Here is a 15,284-nt window from a genome sequence, read left to right as displayed (position 1 = left end):
GGTTAACCGATCCGAGTTTGGGGAATCATAGGTATAAGCAGATGGTGGATTCCCGAGGCGTAGGAATCCACCTTGCAGATTTATTTCACACGCTCAAATGTAGACTGCCGGGTCAGAGATACCTGGTTGAGGCACCCACCCCATGCCAGCCTTCTACGCTCTCAAATTTTGATAGAATTTTACGAAAGCATAGCGATGATAGAGTACCGTAACGGCTGTGATAAATAAGATTGTAGCGATTTCGTACCCGTAAACACCGAGGATTAGAACCAGTGAGGATCCACCTGCCCCACTAGCAAGCAACGGAGCGAGTAACGGTCCAACACAAGCAGGACATGCCGCAATACCGATTATGCCGCCGATAGTTGATCGAGCAAGATCGAGCAAAGCATCATAGACAAGATATGACAGGGCAAATAATCCGATTACCTGATATGGAATGACAGTCAACGTGATCCATTCATTGGTATACAGCACAAACGGGCCCCAGCCGAGCGACTGACCTTCAGTCACCCACATCCCGTTTGGACCAGCTAGTGGCTCAAGATGAGTAGTGCTCTGCCCAAGTAAACCAGATAGATAGAGAAGAATAAGAAAGTACGTGGCTGCCAGAACAATAGCTATGAGTTGAAAGCTGTGTTTTGGCGAAATAGGCCGGGTATGCCAAAGAACCCACACTGCAACGGTGATCCAGACAAACGGAATGAAAAAGTGAGTGAGACGGGTTGGTATCGCACCAGTGACGTAGGCGTAAATCAACCCGAAAAATACCTGAACGCTGATGAGAATATTGAACCACGTGCTCGTCCACACAAGACGTCTAACAGCGATGCGTTCAAACGTGATATACTCCATAAATTTCTGCGATCCGAATCGCGTTCTTCTGTAGGTCTCATCTCGACATAGGGGGTGATAGTGTAAAAGTGATTTGGAGTAATTCCACTCTTTGTGAATTACCCCACCCTACTCACTCGCCGCTAACGCGGCTCGTTCCTTGAGGGTGAGGCTTCCTGTGTCAACGACGGCATTTACAGGAATCACATCTCTAGACGAGCTAGAACGTGGCCCCGCAGGGGTTCCAATCTCAGCAGGCGTTGATTCGGCCAGTTCCTGACCTAATCCTGATTCATCCTCGGCCACCCCCAGTTTGAGCAACCTAAGACGCTATACTTCCAACGCAGCGTTCTGGTCACGGTTAGTTCAAACCACACGGCGGACACGAATGTTCTCGTACCCACAACGGTTTCTCCGTCTTGACACCGCACTGTACCCACCCCTTTGTTGTTCCTTTGGGCGGGTCAAGCACAATGTGACAGCCGTTTTTCTTGCCAAATCGTTCGAACGTTTTCGATTGTGATGAATCAGGCACGCGGGATAATTGTTATTTGATATAAAAGAATCACGAGAAATGCGTGAAACATGAATAGCTGAGTGGTATCTACTTCCCTTGTACTGATCGGATCAGGGCATCCATATAATAGGTGCGAGAGCTGATCTATGGTACCCGCCGAAACAGTTAGCTGGTGCAGTTACAAGTTGAAAGATCATTCATCTACTCTCTTGTAAATTTGCGCGGCGATGTCTACCGAAGCCTCATATCCCATTCTAAGGAAAAATAATGGTCTCTCTTTGCAAGTGACGATCAAATCGGCTCATCAGGGTCGTAGTTATTTGCCATCCGCTCAGCTTCGTCGGCGTACCGTTCTTGCACGTCTGGGTCCTCGACGGTACCCAGATCGTCAGGGGAGATGTCTTTGGCAGCAGTCACTGTCTCCAGTGCCTGTGACGCGACCTCTTTCCGGTAGACTCGGTCCCCCTCGGGAGTGGCGTACTTGAGAATGATGAGATCTCGGTTATTATATCCCCGCTCAACGAGTCACACGCGAATCTCGTCTGACTTCGATGACATGGTTGTCCAAATGAGAACTAAGAGTTTACGGTTTAGCCCTGATATGCCAACCGACAAACGATATCTTTGTGACTGGTGCGGGTCAATCTCTAATGCTACTGCTCGTATGGAACCCCACATGCCATTTCCGTTTTCATGTGATAGAGATGGTGACAGTGGAAAAACCATGCACCAGGGTTTTCAGCGACGAAATCGATCGTGATCTAGCCCATGTGGCCGGGAACGATGACCGTATCTTTGAGGACATCACCAACTGCAAAGTGGTGTCCGTGAAGGTGTATTGGATGGCGCATCGGACTTCGGTTGACCATTCGGAAACGGACGTGTTCACCTCCTTCGATACCGATTGGATCGGCATCCGGATACGGCTGCCCGTCAATGGTCCACTCATCCCCACCCATCATTCCGCCGGACAACATGAGGTCAATCGTTCGGTCTGGCTCTCCATTATACGCATCGAGAGAATCAATCGCGTTGAGATCCGAAAGTTGGAGCTGACGGGAGCCGATCTCACCGATGAAGAGTTCCAAACCCGCCGAGATAGACTCGAACGGCAGAATGAGGGCATAACGGTGATCTCGCTATAATTAGCTGCTGTTCGACTTAGAAGGATCTTGACTGTGACCCTCTTTTCCGGAAGGCCACTGCCGTTCGTCGGATTCGACAATACCGAGCAGTATTCGCCGACGTTTACTCAACGTATCGAAGGAGGAGACGAACTCTTCGTCAGAAACGGTCGGAATACCACCCTCGCGGAGGGCGTTGAGGTCGGGTAACGAAGGTGTTCGGTCTGCAGGCTCAACAAATGTCTGATGAAGCGTTTCGAGGTAGTTCTCAATACCTTTGCGAGCGTTCCGGAGAACAATCCCGTTCGGTTGATGTGGTTCCGGAATGCCGAATTTGATGAGCGATAACGCCTCGTCTAGGGCCGCGATTTCGACGGTCGGGGATCGCTTGTCGTGAGCGCTGTGAAAGTAATGAAGAACGGGGTAGGCATTGTGGTTCTCTGTCAGGATCGTAAGCTGTGTTACGAAGCTGTTCAGCGGAAGGTCGAGCCCTCGAAACTCCTCGCCGTCCCAGGCCGTTCGAACGATTTCCTCGCTCTGCGTTCCGAACCCGCTAACGTTGTTAGCGAACGCCCGTTTCTGGGTAACGGCATCCAGTACGGAAAGCGTGTACGTGACGCTCAGCGTCACGAAAAGCAACCCGCTTCCTGTTGCGAGTACCGTAATAACCTGCCAGATCCCCTCCCGGGGAGCGAAATCACCGATACCTAACGTAAAGATGGTGTATCCGGTGAAATAGATCCGATCGAACCACGACACGGATCCACGATCGAGCGTGTCAATGAGGGCGCTCTCGGCTCCAGCGAAGATCAGCGTCCATCCGCTCCAGAGCAGTACGATCCATACCGTGAGGCTCAGTACGAAGATCAACAGTCCCGAGAGACTCAGCAATCGTTCGTTCTGCGCACCGATCCGACGGAGTGATCGCCACGTCCACGCCATCAGCCGAGACGTAAGTGGACCAGCACCTCCCTCGACCCAGAGTGTCGTCCAGAGGAGATCGACGATAGTTCCAAGGAGGAGGACAACGCCGATGGTGAGATAGACCAGGTTCATAGCCGTTCGGTGTTCTGGTCAGGGGGGGGCGTGTTTAGACGCTAGTAAGAGCGGCTAAATGTCTAACTTACTAGGAAGTGAAGCGGGAAAAGCCGGTTGTGTCGTCCAAGCTCGCCCGCTTCACTGATCGGGTTGTGTCGCTCGCTCAAAAAGCCGTCGTCGGAGAGCCAGATCCAGCGTTCGAACCGGGTGAAGGCGGCTACGCAGACTGGGTTATCGTGGCAATCCACGGTCTCCGCGAGTACCTAGATCACACGTATCGGCGGCTGCTGGACGTGCTTCACGAGATGCACGGAATTGTTGCGAAATTCGACCTATCGGTGTCTGAGCTACCTGATTTTACCACCGTGTGTATGCGCAAGCAAGACCTGGAAATGCGGATCTGGCGCGTCCTGCTGCGGTTGTCGGCGGAGTTGCACGATCTTGGCGATGTTCAAGCAATCGACGCAACCGGCATGGATCGGATCGCCGCCAGCCAACACTACGCAAAACGGACGAACTACACGTTTGAGGCGGTGAAAACGACGCTCCTCAGCGATTGTCAGACTGGTGTGATCCTAGATATACATTGCTCGATGAAACAACCGCATGATTCTAAGATCGGCTGGCAAATGGTCAAACGCAACCTCGACAAACTGAACATTCTTACCGCCGACAAAGGCTACGACTGGTGGCTCCTTCGCCAAAGATTGCGCGCAGAAGGCGTCAAACCAGTGATCAAGCACCGCGAATTCGGCTGGCACGGCGTCGCCAACAATGTACTGCAAGATGATACAATCTACCATCAACGCTCGAACGCCGAATCCACATTTTTCGCGCTCCGGCGCAAATACGGTGAGATCGTCCGCGCTCGAACGTGGTTCGGTCAGTTCCGCGAACTCGTCCTGAAATGCGCTGTCAGAAACATCGAACTCAGCATTAGCCACTCATGACCGTGAATTCAAGCGTCTAAACAAGGCCGGTCAGGGGTTATCCGTGTTCGCTCCACTGGGAGATCCGCCGAAGAGTAATAGCGACGCGATATAGAAATTGTACCCGGCCAATGAAGAGACCAAGACTCCGACGATCACGACGTTCCAGCGTTGCACGCCGTCTATCCCGAAGAGAAACGGCGCTATTACAAGCCACAACCCAAGTAACGTATTCGCCCCTGCGGCGATTCGGGTAACTACCCGCTCGTCTCGTTCAACATACTGAGTAGATATGGATAGAATCCCGATCAGAGCACCTGTGATTGCGATAGACCATTGACACATAGCTGGTGCGTGGAAAACGAACTGCGTGGCAAGTAACCAGAAACCGAGGAGCAGGGTGAGGGCCGAAAACGTCCTTGTCAGCATCGTAGGGCAAAGAATCGTTTAATCTAGGCTCTCGTTCTCCGCTTCCCGCCGCAATCAGCGGATCAGGCTGACGCCATGTTTCGACAGCTCTCGGCGCACTTGCGCAGCACGTCGGCGCACACCTGACAGTGTTCGTGATCGAACTGCTCACACTCGTCGGCGCACTCTTCACAGGCGTCTGCGCACGTCTCCGCGAGGTCAGCGTGGTACTCGGAATTCCGGGCCATAAAGCGAGCGTGTAGCGCCGTGATATCGGCGACGTCCCGACAGAGACGGATACAGCGCGCCATCTCCTCGCCCATTCCGATACACTCGTCGGCACACCACTCGCAGGCCTGTGCCGCTTCGAAGCAATTGTCTGTACACTCCGCCATTTCGTCGTCCATGTGGTCAATCTGGGTTAGCGCCATCGCATATCATCGGTCGGCGCGACCCGACTTTGTTATCGTCTACCCAAGCCGAGAGAATAATTAGTGAGACGGCGGTAACACCGTTCAGCCGAACAGGGATAACCAATGAGATGGGATGCAAGGCACTGTCTAGTTTAGCACCTCGACGGGAGTCTGTCCGTTGAGTGACTGGTGCGGTCGTTGTGTGTTATAGTAGTGTACAAACTGTTCAAGCCATTCTCTGACGCTCGCCCGACTGCCCACCCACGAATTATGGAAGCGGTCAACCCGCATCTTGAAAGTCTGAAACCACTTTTCGATCAGGTTTCGATCGACGTAGTCGAGCTGACCGCTTAACCCTAATCGAGAGAGGGCAGTCAAATAGCCGTAGCCGTCGACGAGAAACACAGCTTCGGAAAGATCGTGTTTCTCGGTCAATTGATGCAGGAACGCAGCGGCTGGATCGGTTCCTCGCCGTCCGAACACTGCGACATCAAGAATTAGGCGTGAGTCTAGGTCTATTGCAGCGTATACCCAAGACCAGTTGCCGTTGATCTTGACAGCGGTTTCATCAATAGCGACCCGCGACGGCTGCGCCGTCGGCGGGTCTGGTACGCTGTCAGCTAGCCGATGTACCCAGTGCCAGATTGCTTGATGAGACCGTTCTACGCCGATCAAGCGAAGAATTGCTTGTGTCTCACGGAGAGAACAACCGGTCGCGTGGAGACGGACGGCGAACACCCTGATGGGTGTCGCCGTCCGCTCACGCTCCCAAGATTCATCAAATTCCGCCGCGTAGCACTCGCTGAGCAGGTCTGCGAGCATAGTTCCAACCAAACTCTACGACCTGCTCGTTTCTCAAACTGTGCTAACTAGACGGTGCCGGATGCAACATAGTGTTTTATGGCTGAAACAGTACTGGGATCCCACTATCCCTTCGTTCAAACAGCGTAGATCGCAGTAATCTGCGATTCTGATTTTGCTTTCGGTTGCAGGCAGCGGAGTTGAAGACGCACTCTATCGTACGCTCCGATATGATTGATACATCGCTGCAAACGGCGAGCATCCTGTTCGCCATCATCGGTGGGACGGCAGCCGGCGTACTGTCCCTCCTTCTCTGGGGGATCCTCCGCGAAACGCCGTTCGGGACGATAGTCGCGCTACTCACACTGACGCTGTCTGGAGTGATCCTCTATCACGTTTTCTTGATCATCGCCGGCGGAGAATCGGTCTTTCTCGATACGCTCCGGAGTGCGATGCACACTGTCGTCGCAATTTTCCTATTGCTAGTGATCGCCACCCACGAGCAAATTCAACAGAGTGTTTCAGGGAGTTGATGATCAGTGGTTGAATTCCCACTATTTGCCGTATACAATCTCACAGTAGGCGCTGTTACGGGAATTGGCTTATTGTATTTCCTCTTTTTCAGGCCGACTGTTGTTGACTACCGCCGCTATTTGCTGTTGACGGTCTTGGGAATACTGCTGTTTCTCATCGGTGGTCCGCTCGCGGAATTGCTGTTCCCGTCGGTGGTGCATTGGGTACACGGTGTCGCATCGGTGTTCGTCGTGATCGGTTTGTACAGTCCGGTGAAAAGCGATTTGCGTCAGGAAGCCTGGGCCGATCTTCTGCTCCAGGATCCCGCACAAGTTCGCCAAGTAGACGAGTGGATGCTTCCGGTTGATGATGCGATCCTCGGTCTCTTCCACTCGAAGGATCTCGTTCTGACACCGGCCATTATCGCGTACAACATTGGCTACAGCCGCGAGGAGGTGAACCGTCGGTTAGTCGAATTGGAGTCTCGGGGCTTCGTTACGAAAGTTGAACGCGGGAAGTATCGTATCACGAGCCTCGGAAAACAGTACATAGAAGGAACGGTTCCGTGCGAAGGGTTTGGTTGTCTATGCACCCTCTGGAATCACCGTACTAATTAACATACTCACCTAATGGCACTGTCTAGTTTCTTGACTTCGCACGTTAGACGAACATGCCTTCGATCTGGTGCATTAGCTCGTCGGTGCTACGGTTTGGGCTGTTGAGCGCCCAAGACAGGAGGTTTTCAACGCTTTCGCGGAAGGATCGCTTGATGTCGTTACGCAACGAGGTTGCTCGTTCGAGGATCGTACCAAGGGCGCTGTGTGCAGTACCGAGCTTGAGGAGGCTGTAGGCCAGCATCAGCAGGTGCCAGTCGTCACTGGCACCTGCGGCATGCCGGAGCTCGCAGTCTCCAAAACCAAGATCCTGCTTGGTGTCCCTGAAGAACGTCTCCACGCGCCATCGCATCGCGTACAACGCGATGAGATGGCTCGCTGGCGCATCGATTTTGTTCGAGACGATGTACTTCACGCTCAGTTCGTCATCCTCGTTGCTGGATTCTTTCTTCGTAATCAGGAGCTTCACCTCACCAAGACGGGTCACTTCGCGTTTTTGCGTCCAGATGTGGTAGGTTTCGCCGTCGATCGTACGTGGAACGGTGTCGATGCGCTCGGCCAGCGCATCGACTCGGATTCGCTCACCACCGTACAAGACGCGTGCGTCGCTTTTGACGGCTGAAACCCACTCTTTGTCGTAGGTTTCGAGGTGAGTGACGAATTCCTGGGAACAGTATCTCATGTCGAAGAGATAGGTGTCCGCCGGGACACCTATCTCGATGAGTTCATCCACGAGTTCGATAGCCAACTCAACCCGCCTCTGTGTATCTTTTTCGTAGAGACGAAATCCGAGTGGATAGGTCGTTTTCTCGTCGGCGTAGAGTGCGTAAACCAGATTCTGGCCCCAGATATAGCCGCGAATCGTGTGGTCGTAGAATTTGCCGACGTTCGGGATTTTCTCACCGGTTTTGTGCGTGAAGGTGTCGTCAATGATGACGACACCGTCACTGCTCCATTTCGTGTCGTTCGTCTGTTGGAGAAGCGCGAGACGTTCTTTGTTGAGCTGATCTTCGTCCTAGTTGTACTCTGTGAGGAACTTGTTCAGGGCACGTTCGCTTTTCGCCGGAAGAACGTGGTTCGAGATCCCTTGAGCGGTCTTTTTGCTGGCCGCAACAAGACCTGTGACGTACGTCTTGGCGTGATATTTCTGCCTCGTCGAGAAACACGCTAACTGGTCGATTGGCTCAGCACATGGCAGGAACGACGTAACGGGGAACATCAGCGTTTAACGCTGCCTCTACGCGCTTTATCAGCATAAGGTGCGAAGTCAAGTAACTAGACACTGCCGAGTGCGGGGACTTATTCTTATTATTGTCTGTCACATTCTGGGAGCCGAACAAGGGAGAGCCAGAACCGCTCGAGCGTCTGGATCGTCTCGATAAACTTGACCGGGTTGACCGGTTTCGTTAGATAGGCGTTGGCGTGGAGGTCGTACGATTTGACCATGTCCTCGTGGCTATCCGAACTCGTGAGAACGATAACCGGGATATGCCTCAAATCGGAGTCCGCTTTGAGCTCTTCCAGAACTTCCTCACCGTCCTTCCGTGGCAGGTTGAGATCGAGCAGGATGAGATCCGGACACCGCGCATCGGCGAATTCGTTGCGCTGATAACAGAAGTCGAGCGCCTCGACGCCGTCTTCCGTCACATGGAGCGTGTTAGCGATCTTCCCGTCCTTGAACGCCCCTCGGGTGAGTCGAACGTCACCGGGGTTGTCCTCAACGAGGAGAATATCTGCTTCATTCTCGCTCATTGCCTACCACTCGAAGGGAGGGTAAATGAGAATGTCGACCCCTCGCCGGGTTCGGACTCGACCCAGATGTCCCCACCATGGCGCTCGATAATCCGCTCACAGAGCGCAAGCCCGATTCCCGTACCATCGCCATCGCTGCGACTTTGGCCTCGCTGGAACACCTCAAAGATTTGTTCTTGCTCTTCGGGGTTGATCCCGATTCCGTCGTCTTCGATGGAGACGATCCAGTCCGTGCCGTTCCGTTCTGCGGTTACGTGAACAGTCGGCTGGTCGTCGCTGTATTCGATGGCGTTATCCAACAGGTTCTGGAACACTTGGCGTAACTGGTCGGGGTCGCCCTGGACACGTGGTAACGGGGCCGTATCGATTGTCGCACTGTTCTCTTCGATCGTTACCTGGAGATTGTCGCGGACATCGTCAAGAATGCATTCCAAGTCGACCGGCTCTAATGGGTCGCCCTGGGTTTCGACGCGGGAGTACTGGAGAAGCCCGTCGATCATCGACCGCATCCGGTCGGCCCCGTCAACGGCGAACTCGAGGAACTCTTCTCCCTCCTCGTCGAGATCATAGCGGCTATCGATGAGTTGGAGATACGACGAGACCATTCGCAATGGCTCTTGCAGGTCGTGTGATGCCGCATACGCAAACTTCTCTAACCGTTCGTTCGACTCCTTGAGCTGACCGATTAGCTCTTCTAGTCTTTGCTCTCGCTCCTTCCGCTCGGTGATGTTGGCGACTGCACCATGCATTCGGATCGGTTCGCCACCATCGTATTCGACCTCTCCCCGTATCTCTACCCAGGTGCTGGCACCATCTTTGAGCCGGTACTCGGCCTTGAGTTCACCTGTGTCCTCAACAGCTCGTTTGATTTTACTCTTCGTTTCCTCTGCCTCGTCTTCATGGACTTGATCGTAGAAGACTTCTATCGAAGCACCTTCTGTGACAGTTACTGGATCCATTCCATATAGTTCCGCGAGGTACTCGTCTGCAGTAACCACGTCCTCCTGAATATCCCACGTCCAGATCCCGATCGACGCGGCCTCGGTCGCCACATCCAGTTGGGCCTGCCGTTCCCGCAACTGTTGTTCCTTTTCTGCCTGCTCGATTGCCTCCGCGAGGATGTTGGCGACGCTCTGGACGAAGTTGACGTCCTCCTCGGTGAACTCTTTCCGGACGGTGTCGTGCGTCCCCAGAATCCCCCATGGCTCGTTGAACGGCCCGATGATGGTACTGATGCCGCTGTGGACGTCGTGGCTTGTTAGCAATTCCGGACCGCTGAACCGTGTCTCCGTTTCGAGGTCTTCGACGATGATCGGGTGGTTATTAGCCAGCGTATACGCTGCCTGTGAGGCCGCTTCAACAGACGAGACTGTTGCCTCTCCAGTGATCCCCTCCTTCCATCCAACACCCTGGCGGAGTAGTAGTTCCTCGTTCTCGGGGTCGAGGTCAAGCACTTTGCAGTAGTCGTTGTCGAGTGCATCCGCAACTTTGCGGGCTGCCTCATACATGAGGTCGTCGAGGTCGTCGGTCTCGAGTGCGATCTGACCGAGCTCGGCCACAGCATCTTGCTGATTGGCTCGCCGTTTGAGTTGTCGGGTTCGCGACTTGGCTCGCCCGTCGTAGATGCCAATACCAAGCCCTGCGACACTACTCAGCGCTGTAAGAATTGGAATTCCAGTCAGTGGTTCAGAAATTCCACCTTCGGGTTGGAGATGAAATAAGATGAGCAGTCCCGCCATGGTCCCGAATCCGACGAGACACCACCCAGCGATGTCAGCGTGAAACTCGGTGTTGATATCGCCCCGTGAAAGCCAATACGCGCCATAGATGAGGACGAACCCAGGAACGGCGATCAACAGGATTATGATGAAGATGCTACTGACCGGCTCACCAATATTGAACCCAATAAATACCCGGAGAACGGCAAATATGACGTAGAGCGCGCCAAGAGCACCAATAATACGTCTCCCGCCAATTATGGACCCGAGACGTCGCCAATGAGCCATGTTTCCACTGTGAACAGAAACCGTATAGAAGTGTTGAACCGGAATCTACCCTCGAGTCTTCCGGAGCTTGCCTTTGAAGTTACCACGCATGCCTCGCCGCTTGTCCTTCGTCATCCCCTGTCCGTCGCTCCCGGTCTCGCTGATGTATATGCAGAATGTAGTGAACGGATAATGCAGGCCGAATGAAGCGAAAAGAACGCCATGCGAATCGTTCTATGACACTCTCGGTAACAATCTATGGAGTCCAGCCACGTTCGGGTGGCGAAAGCTACAGGAACAACGAACAGAGTTGCAGTCGTAGATGCATCGACTTTTGCTCGGCCTTGACCGTGCGTCCCGACTTGGTAATCAAGCACCCGTTACAACCCGTTCTACCGGTTTGCGCTGTATCGACGGTTCGAAGGTTCGTCACGAATAGAGGGTGCGTCGTCGGGTTTCGTTACGCGACGCCAGGCTTCTCCGTCCAGTGGTTTCAGTGGCGTCCAGTATTCGAGTGCCGGAACCTGAGTTATGATGACTGCGACAGAATTAACGTCTATCTGGAGAAGCAGTCTGCGAATGGTGGGACGTTCCAACAACACGTACAGAAACGGAACTACCACACCGACGACAGCCAAGAGATCGCCTACGAACGTCGGAATTTTAAGAGCGGCCGCGCCAACAATAACGAGGACCATCTCGAGTGTAATCCAGATCCCAAAGGCAAGGAGCGATCCTCGACCAAGTAGATCCCATAAGAGCAGCGACCGACGGCGAGCCCGTCGTGCCGCCCACTCGAGTTTGATTCCAAAGGCGAGGAAAGCCACCGGAAACGCGATGAGCACCATCGGGATGCCGATCACAGGCGTTCCTGTCGCCGTGAGCCCAGCGCCCGCCGCAGCGGCGATGATACTGCCGATCAGTACTCTTGTCGCCAGTTGTTCAAGAATATCTGGTCTGGAACTATCAGCTCCCTCCACGATGTCGAAGATCGTTTTGATCCGATAGAGAGTGTACAGGCCGAGTGTGAACGGCACTGCAATCCACATCATCGTTGGGATGACGACGTAGCTGGCGATAGCGATGAGAACGACACCGCTGACGATTCCAAGTAGATAGACGAGAAACTCAGCAGCCTGAGTGATTCGAGAGGGCGCTGGTTTGCGGTGGATCTCCTGCATCGTTATGTTGCGTCGATACTGTAGGCGAACTCAACGCAGGAGTCGCCTGGTATAGTGATTTCTTCGCTCGCTTCTGGAGCTTGTCTAACCATCAGCGTATATTGTCCGGCGGAGAGCTGAAAGGATATCTCCGCAGCTGTCGCGCAGTACACGGTTCCCCGTTCGTAGCACTCACATTCGAGTCCGTCCGTATAGTACGCGAAGTTCCGATCGTCCATCAACACGCAGTCGACTGGCGGACCGTTGAGAACATCTACCGAATACTGGATACGGCCATCAGTGTCCAGGTGGATAGGAATCGGTTCAGGATATCCCAGCTTCAGATTATACGTATCCGTTCCGGAGTCGCGGAGTGCATCACGTCGGAGGGATCGACGCTTATATGCTGATCCCAGAAGATACCCTACGAGGACTCCGCGGAACACCATGGCAATATGTATGAATACGAGTGTCCATCCGCTTAGTATTTGCCCCGGTAGCTAACAGAATTGCTCTACTGAATCGGCTCTGAGGCGCTCTCAGCGGAGTGGCAGGCTTGTTCACGATAGGATTTGAACAGTTGTATTCCCCATTGAATGACCGCCTCATTCGAACTGAGTAGCATTGCGATATGCTCTCCCGCCCCGGTTTCATTGTATGCCCCAATCGCAATCTGCTTCTCATCGTAAATTCCGATCCCGATCGTCAAGGTCTCATCGAGACTCGAGATCCGAAAGTTATCATAGTTGGAGTCGTCGAGGAAGTGTTCCATCTCTTCTTCGTGGAGACGATCATAGAGTGATTCATCGACAACAGCCTCGCCTTTGAGACCCAGTTTGAGCAGTTTATCGTACGCCCTGAAGAGTGTCGGATTGAAAATCGACGTCAACACCCGAAAGTGATCGAGTCGTGGATCGCAGAGTTTGAGAGCTGCCGCAAGGACGATTCCTGGTGAATTCGGAGAGGAGATGTACAGCTTGGCATCGGTGAGTTCACACACCGGTATGTCCGTTCTAGATGGACTGAGCCGCTGAAACCAGGGTGCTTTCTCTATCACCTGCTCAAGCGTCACAGCCAGCTCTTCGTATACATCTAATGTGCGCTCTCCCGTGGGTGTGAGGTGGTAGCTACCACTCATCTCCTTGCACCACTCTTCCGTTTCGAACATCCGAACTGCCCGCTGAACCGTCGCGCGTGAAGGGGCACTGTCGTTCGTTCCGACTAATTCGCTGGGTCGTGCGGCTCCGTTCGAAATCGTTAGCAACAGCGGAATGGTGTGTTTCGAGCGAGTGAGGTTGGTGAGCTGCGTTCGGTCGATCTCATCGAGACTCGTATCGAACGCATCGAGAACAGCCTTTCCGCCAGCTGTGAGCCGATATTCTCCATCACTCATCGATTTCGTCAGACCACTCTCTGAGAGTTGAGAAAGGTGTTTTGAGGCGGTCTGTCGAGTGACCTCTCCGTGTTCTTCAATGGCTGACGCTGTCGAAGATCGTCCGTCGAGTGAACGTAACACTCCAAGACAGGTAGAGCCAACTAGGTCACTAATGAATTCACGGACGACAAATTGTTCGTCAGTTAATGGGTTCGTAGCCACACGGGGATGGTGTGTCACAAATTCTCACCCGTCCTCAACATTCTTGTGTCCAGTACTATGAATATATCGTCGAGATCATGTGTAGGAATGTATCTATCTGACATGTATTATTGTTCCAACTGACACACAGACTCAAACATCTAGCAGTACTTTTTACAGTCGTCACACAATGGCTAACTATCGTGGGCTCGCAGCTACCACCAGCACCATCCGGATACCCCATTCTCAAGCACGCGGTCCAATTCGCTCGTGACCCGTTCGAGTTCGTGGAGCGTGCGACGACAGAATGTGGCGATATCTATCGAATGGACCTCCCAGCTGTTGACGATGTCTTCGTACTGGCTCATCCGGACTATTTCAACCGCGTGCTAGTAACCGATGTCGAGGCATTCGAAAAGACCGAAGATTATCGACGCGCGTTCGGTAACGGATTGCTCTCAGCAGAGGGGCAGCAGTGGCGACGCCAGCGCGAAATGATGCAACCGCTGTTCTACCGTGAACAAATTCGGGGCTACACAGATCAAATGGTGGCCTGTACTGAACGCCGGCTCGAGACATGGGGTGAGGATGAAATCCGGGATATGGAAACGGAGATGCGAGATCTCACTCTCGAAATTCTCTTTGCCACCTTATTCGGCCGGGAGCTAATACCTGGAGAAGATCAGGAACTCCGAGACGCCGCCGATGGACTCAACGAGTGGTTCACGCCTTCATCTTGGATTCTGCCTCCCTGGATCCCGACACCGGCCCGTCGGCGGTTCGAACACTCGACGAAGCGACTTCGCCAAGAGGTTCGGACGTTGCTTGCTGAGGGAAGTGGTCGCTCCGTCTCCCAGTCGACCGGTCTCAAAGAAGCCTCTCCACGTGCTCCGCACAATCCCGAGCAAGTGTCTCCGTGTTCCGAGACGCCAGATCTTCTCACGCAGCTACAACGGGCTCGCGACGCGAAGGAAGGGCCACAACTCACGACGAAGGAGATAGAAGATCAACTGATCACGATGGTGTTTGCGGGCCATGAGACGACAGCCACTGCACTTGCGTTTACATTGTATGTGCTAGCGACGCAGCCGGACATTCGAGAGCAGTTCCAACAGGAACTGGACACAGTGCTGGACGGTGACCCACCATCATACAACGATCTCCAGAACCTGGTGTTCACGGAGCAAATCATTACTGAGGCACTTCGGCTCTACCCGCCGATCCACACGATCCCGCGCCAAACGATGACTGACGTTGAAATCAACGGATATCGGCTCCCTGAGGGGCACGAGATTCACTTGTCGGTAATCCACGTTCACCGGGATGAGCAGTTCTATGACGAACCCCTGTCGTTCCGCCCTACTCGATGGTCAGACGAGTTTGAGGAGGGTCTTCACGACTTCGCCTACGCTCCTTTCGGGAGCGGTCGTCGATCCTGCATTGGACGAGAGTTCGCCCTCTTGGAAGCCAAAGTCGTTCTTGCGACAATCGGCCAGCAATTCCAGTTCGACTGGGAAAGAGACCAAAAACTTACTCTCGAACCTCGGGTCACCACCCAGACAAAAGAAGGTATCCCGCTGAAACTCGCGAATCGTTCATAAGCGCATCACTTCTTCGCCT

Annotated in this window: 14 protein-coding genes and 2 pseudogenes; 4 read left to right on the top strand and 12 right to left on the bottom strand. The window is 53.5% G+C overall.

From position 1 onward, the window contains the following. Positions 1 to 153: 153 nt before the first annotated feature. The 4 genes and pseudogenes from BBD46_RS10710 to BBD46_RS10700 all read right to left on the bottom strand — a co-directional run bounded on the left by BBD46_RS10710 (position 154) and on the right by BBD46_RS10700 (position 3,531). Positions 154 to 855, bottom strand: coding sequence for a DUF7546 family protein (locus BBD46_RS10710; protein ID WP_071401692.1), 702 nt, complete (start codon positions 853 to 855; stop codon positions 154 to 156). Between the two features lie 787 nt (positions 856 to 1,642). Continuing rightward, a complete protein-coding gene (locus tag BBD46_RS21615) occupies positions 1,643 to 1,843 on the bottom strand; it encodes a hypothetical protein (protein ID WP_253184552.1) in 201 nt (66 codons plus the stop codon). A gap of 161 nt (positions 1,844 to 2,004) precedes the next feature. Next, positions 2,005 to 2,310 (bottom strand): annotated as a pseudogene (locus tag BBD46_RS21610) (multicopper oxidase domain-containing protein). Between the two features lie 186 nt (positions 2,311 to 2,496). Further along, on the bottom strand, positions 2,497 to 3,531 hold the full coding sequence (locus BBD46_RS10700; RefSeq protein ID WP_071401690.1) for a potassium channel family protein: 1,035 nt from the start codon (positions 3,529 to 3,531) through the stop codon (positions 2,497 to 2,499). 77 nt (positions 3,532 to 3,608) lie between these two features. Between BBD46_RS10700 and BBD46_RS10695 the strand changes: the two genes are divergently transcribed. Further along, positions 3,609 to 4,463, top strand: a complete 855-nt coding sequence (locus tag BBD46_RS10695; RefSeq protein ID WP_071401689.1) for an IS5 family transposase — start codon at positions 3,609 to 3,611, stop codon at positions 4,461 to 4,463. Positions 4,464 to 4,493: 30 nt separating this feature from the next. On the opposite strand, the gene BBD46_RS23535 is transcribed toward BBD46_RS10695, so the two are convergent. The 3 genes from BBD46_RS23535 to BBD46_RS10680 all read right to left on the bottom strand — a co-directional run bounded on the left by BBD46_RS23535 (position 4,494) and on the right by BBD46_RS10680 (position 6,085). Next, a complete protein-coding gene (locus tag BBD46_RS23535; protein ID WP_071401688.1) occupies positions 4,494 to 4,871 on the bottom strand; it encodes an SPW repeat protein in 378 nt (125 codons plus the stop codon). A gap of 62 nt (positions 4,872 to 4,933) precedes the next feature. Continuing rightward, positions 4,934 to 5,281 carry a four-helix bundle copper-binding protein gene (locus tag BBD46_RS10685; protein WP_071401687.1) on the bottom strand — a complete coding sequence of 116 codons (348 nt, stop codon included), beginning with the start codon at positions 5,279 to 5,281 and terminating at the stop codon, positions 4,934 to 4,936. A 129-nt stretch (positions 5,282 to 5,410) separates the two neighbouring features. Continuing rightward, positions 5,411 to 6,085 carry an IS6 family transposase gene (locus BBD46_RS10680; RefSeq protein ID WP_071401686.1) on the bottom strand — a complete coding sequence of 225 codons (675 nt, stop codon included), beginning with the start codon at positions 6,083 to 6,085 and terminating at the stop codon, positions 5,411 to 5,413. A gap of 209 nt (positions 6,086 to 6,294) precedes the next feature. Here BBD46_RS10680 and BBD46_RS10675 point away from each other — a divergent pair, with 209 nt between their 5' ends. Together BBD46_RS10675 and BBD46_RS23155 are read left to right on the top strand one after the other, a co-directional pair. Then, positions 6,295 to 6,597, top strand: a complete 303-nt coding sequence (locus tag BBD46_RS10675; protein ID WP_084777735.1) for a hypothetical protein — start codon at positions 6,295 to 6,297, stop codon at positions 6,595 to 6,597. 6 nt (positions 6,598 to 6,603) lie between these two features. Further along, positions 6,604 to 7,194 carry a hypothetical protein gene (locus BBD46_RS23155; RefSeq protein ID WP_071401685.1) on the top strand — a complete coding sequence of 197 codons (591 nt, stop codon included), beginning with the start codon at positions 6,604 to 6,606 and terminating at the stop codon, positions 7,192 to 7,194. Between the two features lie 43 nt (positions 7,195 to 7,237). Here BBD46_RS23155 and BBD46_RS10665 read toward each other — a convergent pair. The 5 genes and pseudogenes from BBD46_RS10665 to BBD46_RS21600 all read right to left on the bottom strand — a co-directional run bounded on the left by BBD46_RS10665 (position 7,238) and on the right by BBD46_RS21600 (position 13,685). Beyond that, a pseudogene (locus tag BBD46_RS10665) lies at positions 7,238 to 8,410 on the bottom strand (IS701 family transposase). Positions 8,411 to 8,499: 89 nt separating this feature from the next. After that, the gene (locus tag BBD46_RS10660; RefSeq protein ID WP_071401684.1) at positions 8,500 to 8,943 is read right to left on the bottom strand and encodes a response regulator; all 444 of its coding nucleotides are present in this window, start codon (positions 8,941 to 8,943) and stop codon (positions 8,500 to 8,502) included. Continuing rightward, on the bottom strand, positions 8,940 to 10,949 hold the full coding sequence (locus tag BBD46_RS10655; protein ID WP_084777734.1) for an ATP-binding protein: 2,010 nt from the start codon (positions 10,947 to 10,949) through the stop codon (positions 8,940 to 8,942). The genes BBD46_RS10660 and BBD46_RS10655 overlap by 4 nt, the downstream gene beginning before the upstream one ends. A gap of 371 nt (positions 10,950 to 11,320) precedes the next feature. Next, on the bottom strand, positions 11,321 to 12,109 hold the full coding sequence (locus tag BBD46_RS10650) for a hypothetical protein (protein ID WP_071401682.1): 789 nt from the start codon (positions 12,107 to 12,109) through the stop codon (positions 11,321 to 11,323). A 493-nt stretch (positions 12,110 to 12,602) separates the two neighbouring features. Continuing rightward, entirely contained in the window at positions 12,603 to 13,685 is a 1,083-nt protein-coding gene (locus BBD46_RS21600) for a transcriptional regulator FilR1 domain-containing protein (RefSeq protein WP_171908192.1), read from the bottom strand. A 182-nt stretch (positions 13,686 to 13,867) separates the two neighbouring features. Between BBD46_RS21600 and BBD46_RS10635 the strand changes: the two genes are divergently transcribed. After that, positions 13,868 to 15,265, top strand: a complete 1,398-nt coding sequence (locus tag BBD46_RS10635; RefSeq protein ID WP_071401680.1) for a cytochrome P450 — start codon at positions 13,868 to 13,870, stop codon at positions 15,263 to 15,265. The last annotated feature ends 19 nt before the right edge of the window (positions 15,266 to 15,284 follow it).

The sequence above is a fragment of the Natrialba sp. SSL1 genome, assembly GCF_001861355.1.
Classification (GTDB): Archaea; Halobacteriota; Halobacteria; order Halobacteriales; family Natrialbaceae; genus Natrialba.
Note: the sequence above shows the minus strand (reverse complement) of the source record. Positions and strands in the feature narration are given on the sequence as shown.

Excerpts from the sequence above, each read along its gene's own strand:
- BBD46_RS10710 (WP_071401692.1), bottom strand. The coding sequence starts at position 855 with ATGGAGTATATCACGTTTGAACGCATCGCTGTTAGACGTCTTGTGTGG.
- BBD46_RS10700 (WP_071401690.1), bottom strand. The coding sequence starts at position 3,531 with ATGAACCTGGTCTATCTCACCATCGGCGTTGTCCTCCTCCTTGGAACT.
- BBD46_RS23535 (WP_071401688.1), bottom strand. The coding sequence starts at position 4,871 with ATGCTGACAAGGACGTTTTCGGCCCTCACCCTGCTCCTCGGTTTCTGG.
- BBD46_RS10685 (WP_071401687.1), bottom strand. The coding sequence starts at position 5,281 with ATGGCGCTAACCCAGATTGACCACATGGACGACGAAATGGCGGAGTGT.
- BBD46_RS10680 (WP_071401686.1), bottom strand. The coding sequence starts at position 6,085 with ATGCTCGCAGACCTGCTCAGCGAGTGCTACGCGGCGGAATTTGATGAA.
- BBD46_RS10675 (WP_084777735.1), top strand. The coding sequence starts at position 6,295 with ATGATTGATACATCGCTGCAAACGGCGAGCATCCTGTTCGCCATCATC.
- BBD46_RS10660 (WP_071401684.1), bottom strand. The coding sequence starts at position 8,943 with ATGAGCGAGAATGAAGCAGATATTCTCCTCGTTGAGGACAACCCCGGT.
- BBD46_RS10655 (WP_084777734.1), bottom strand. The coding sequence starts at position 10,949 with ATGGCTCATTGGCGACGTCTCGGGTCCATAATTGGCGGGAGACGTATT.
- BBD46_RS10650 (WP_071401682.1), bottom strand. The coding sequence starts at position 12,109 with ATGCAGGAGATCCACCGCAAACCAGCGCCCTCTCGAATCACTCAGGCT.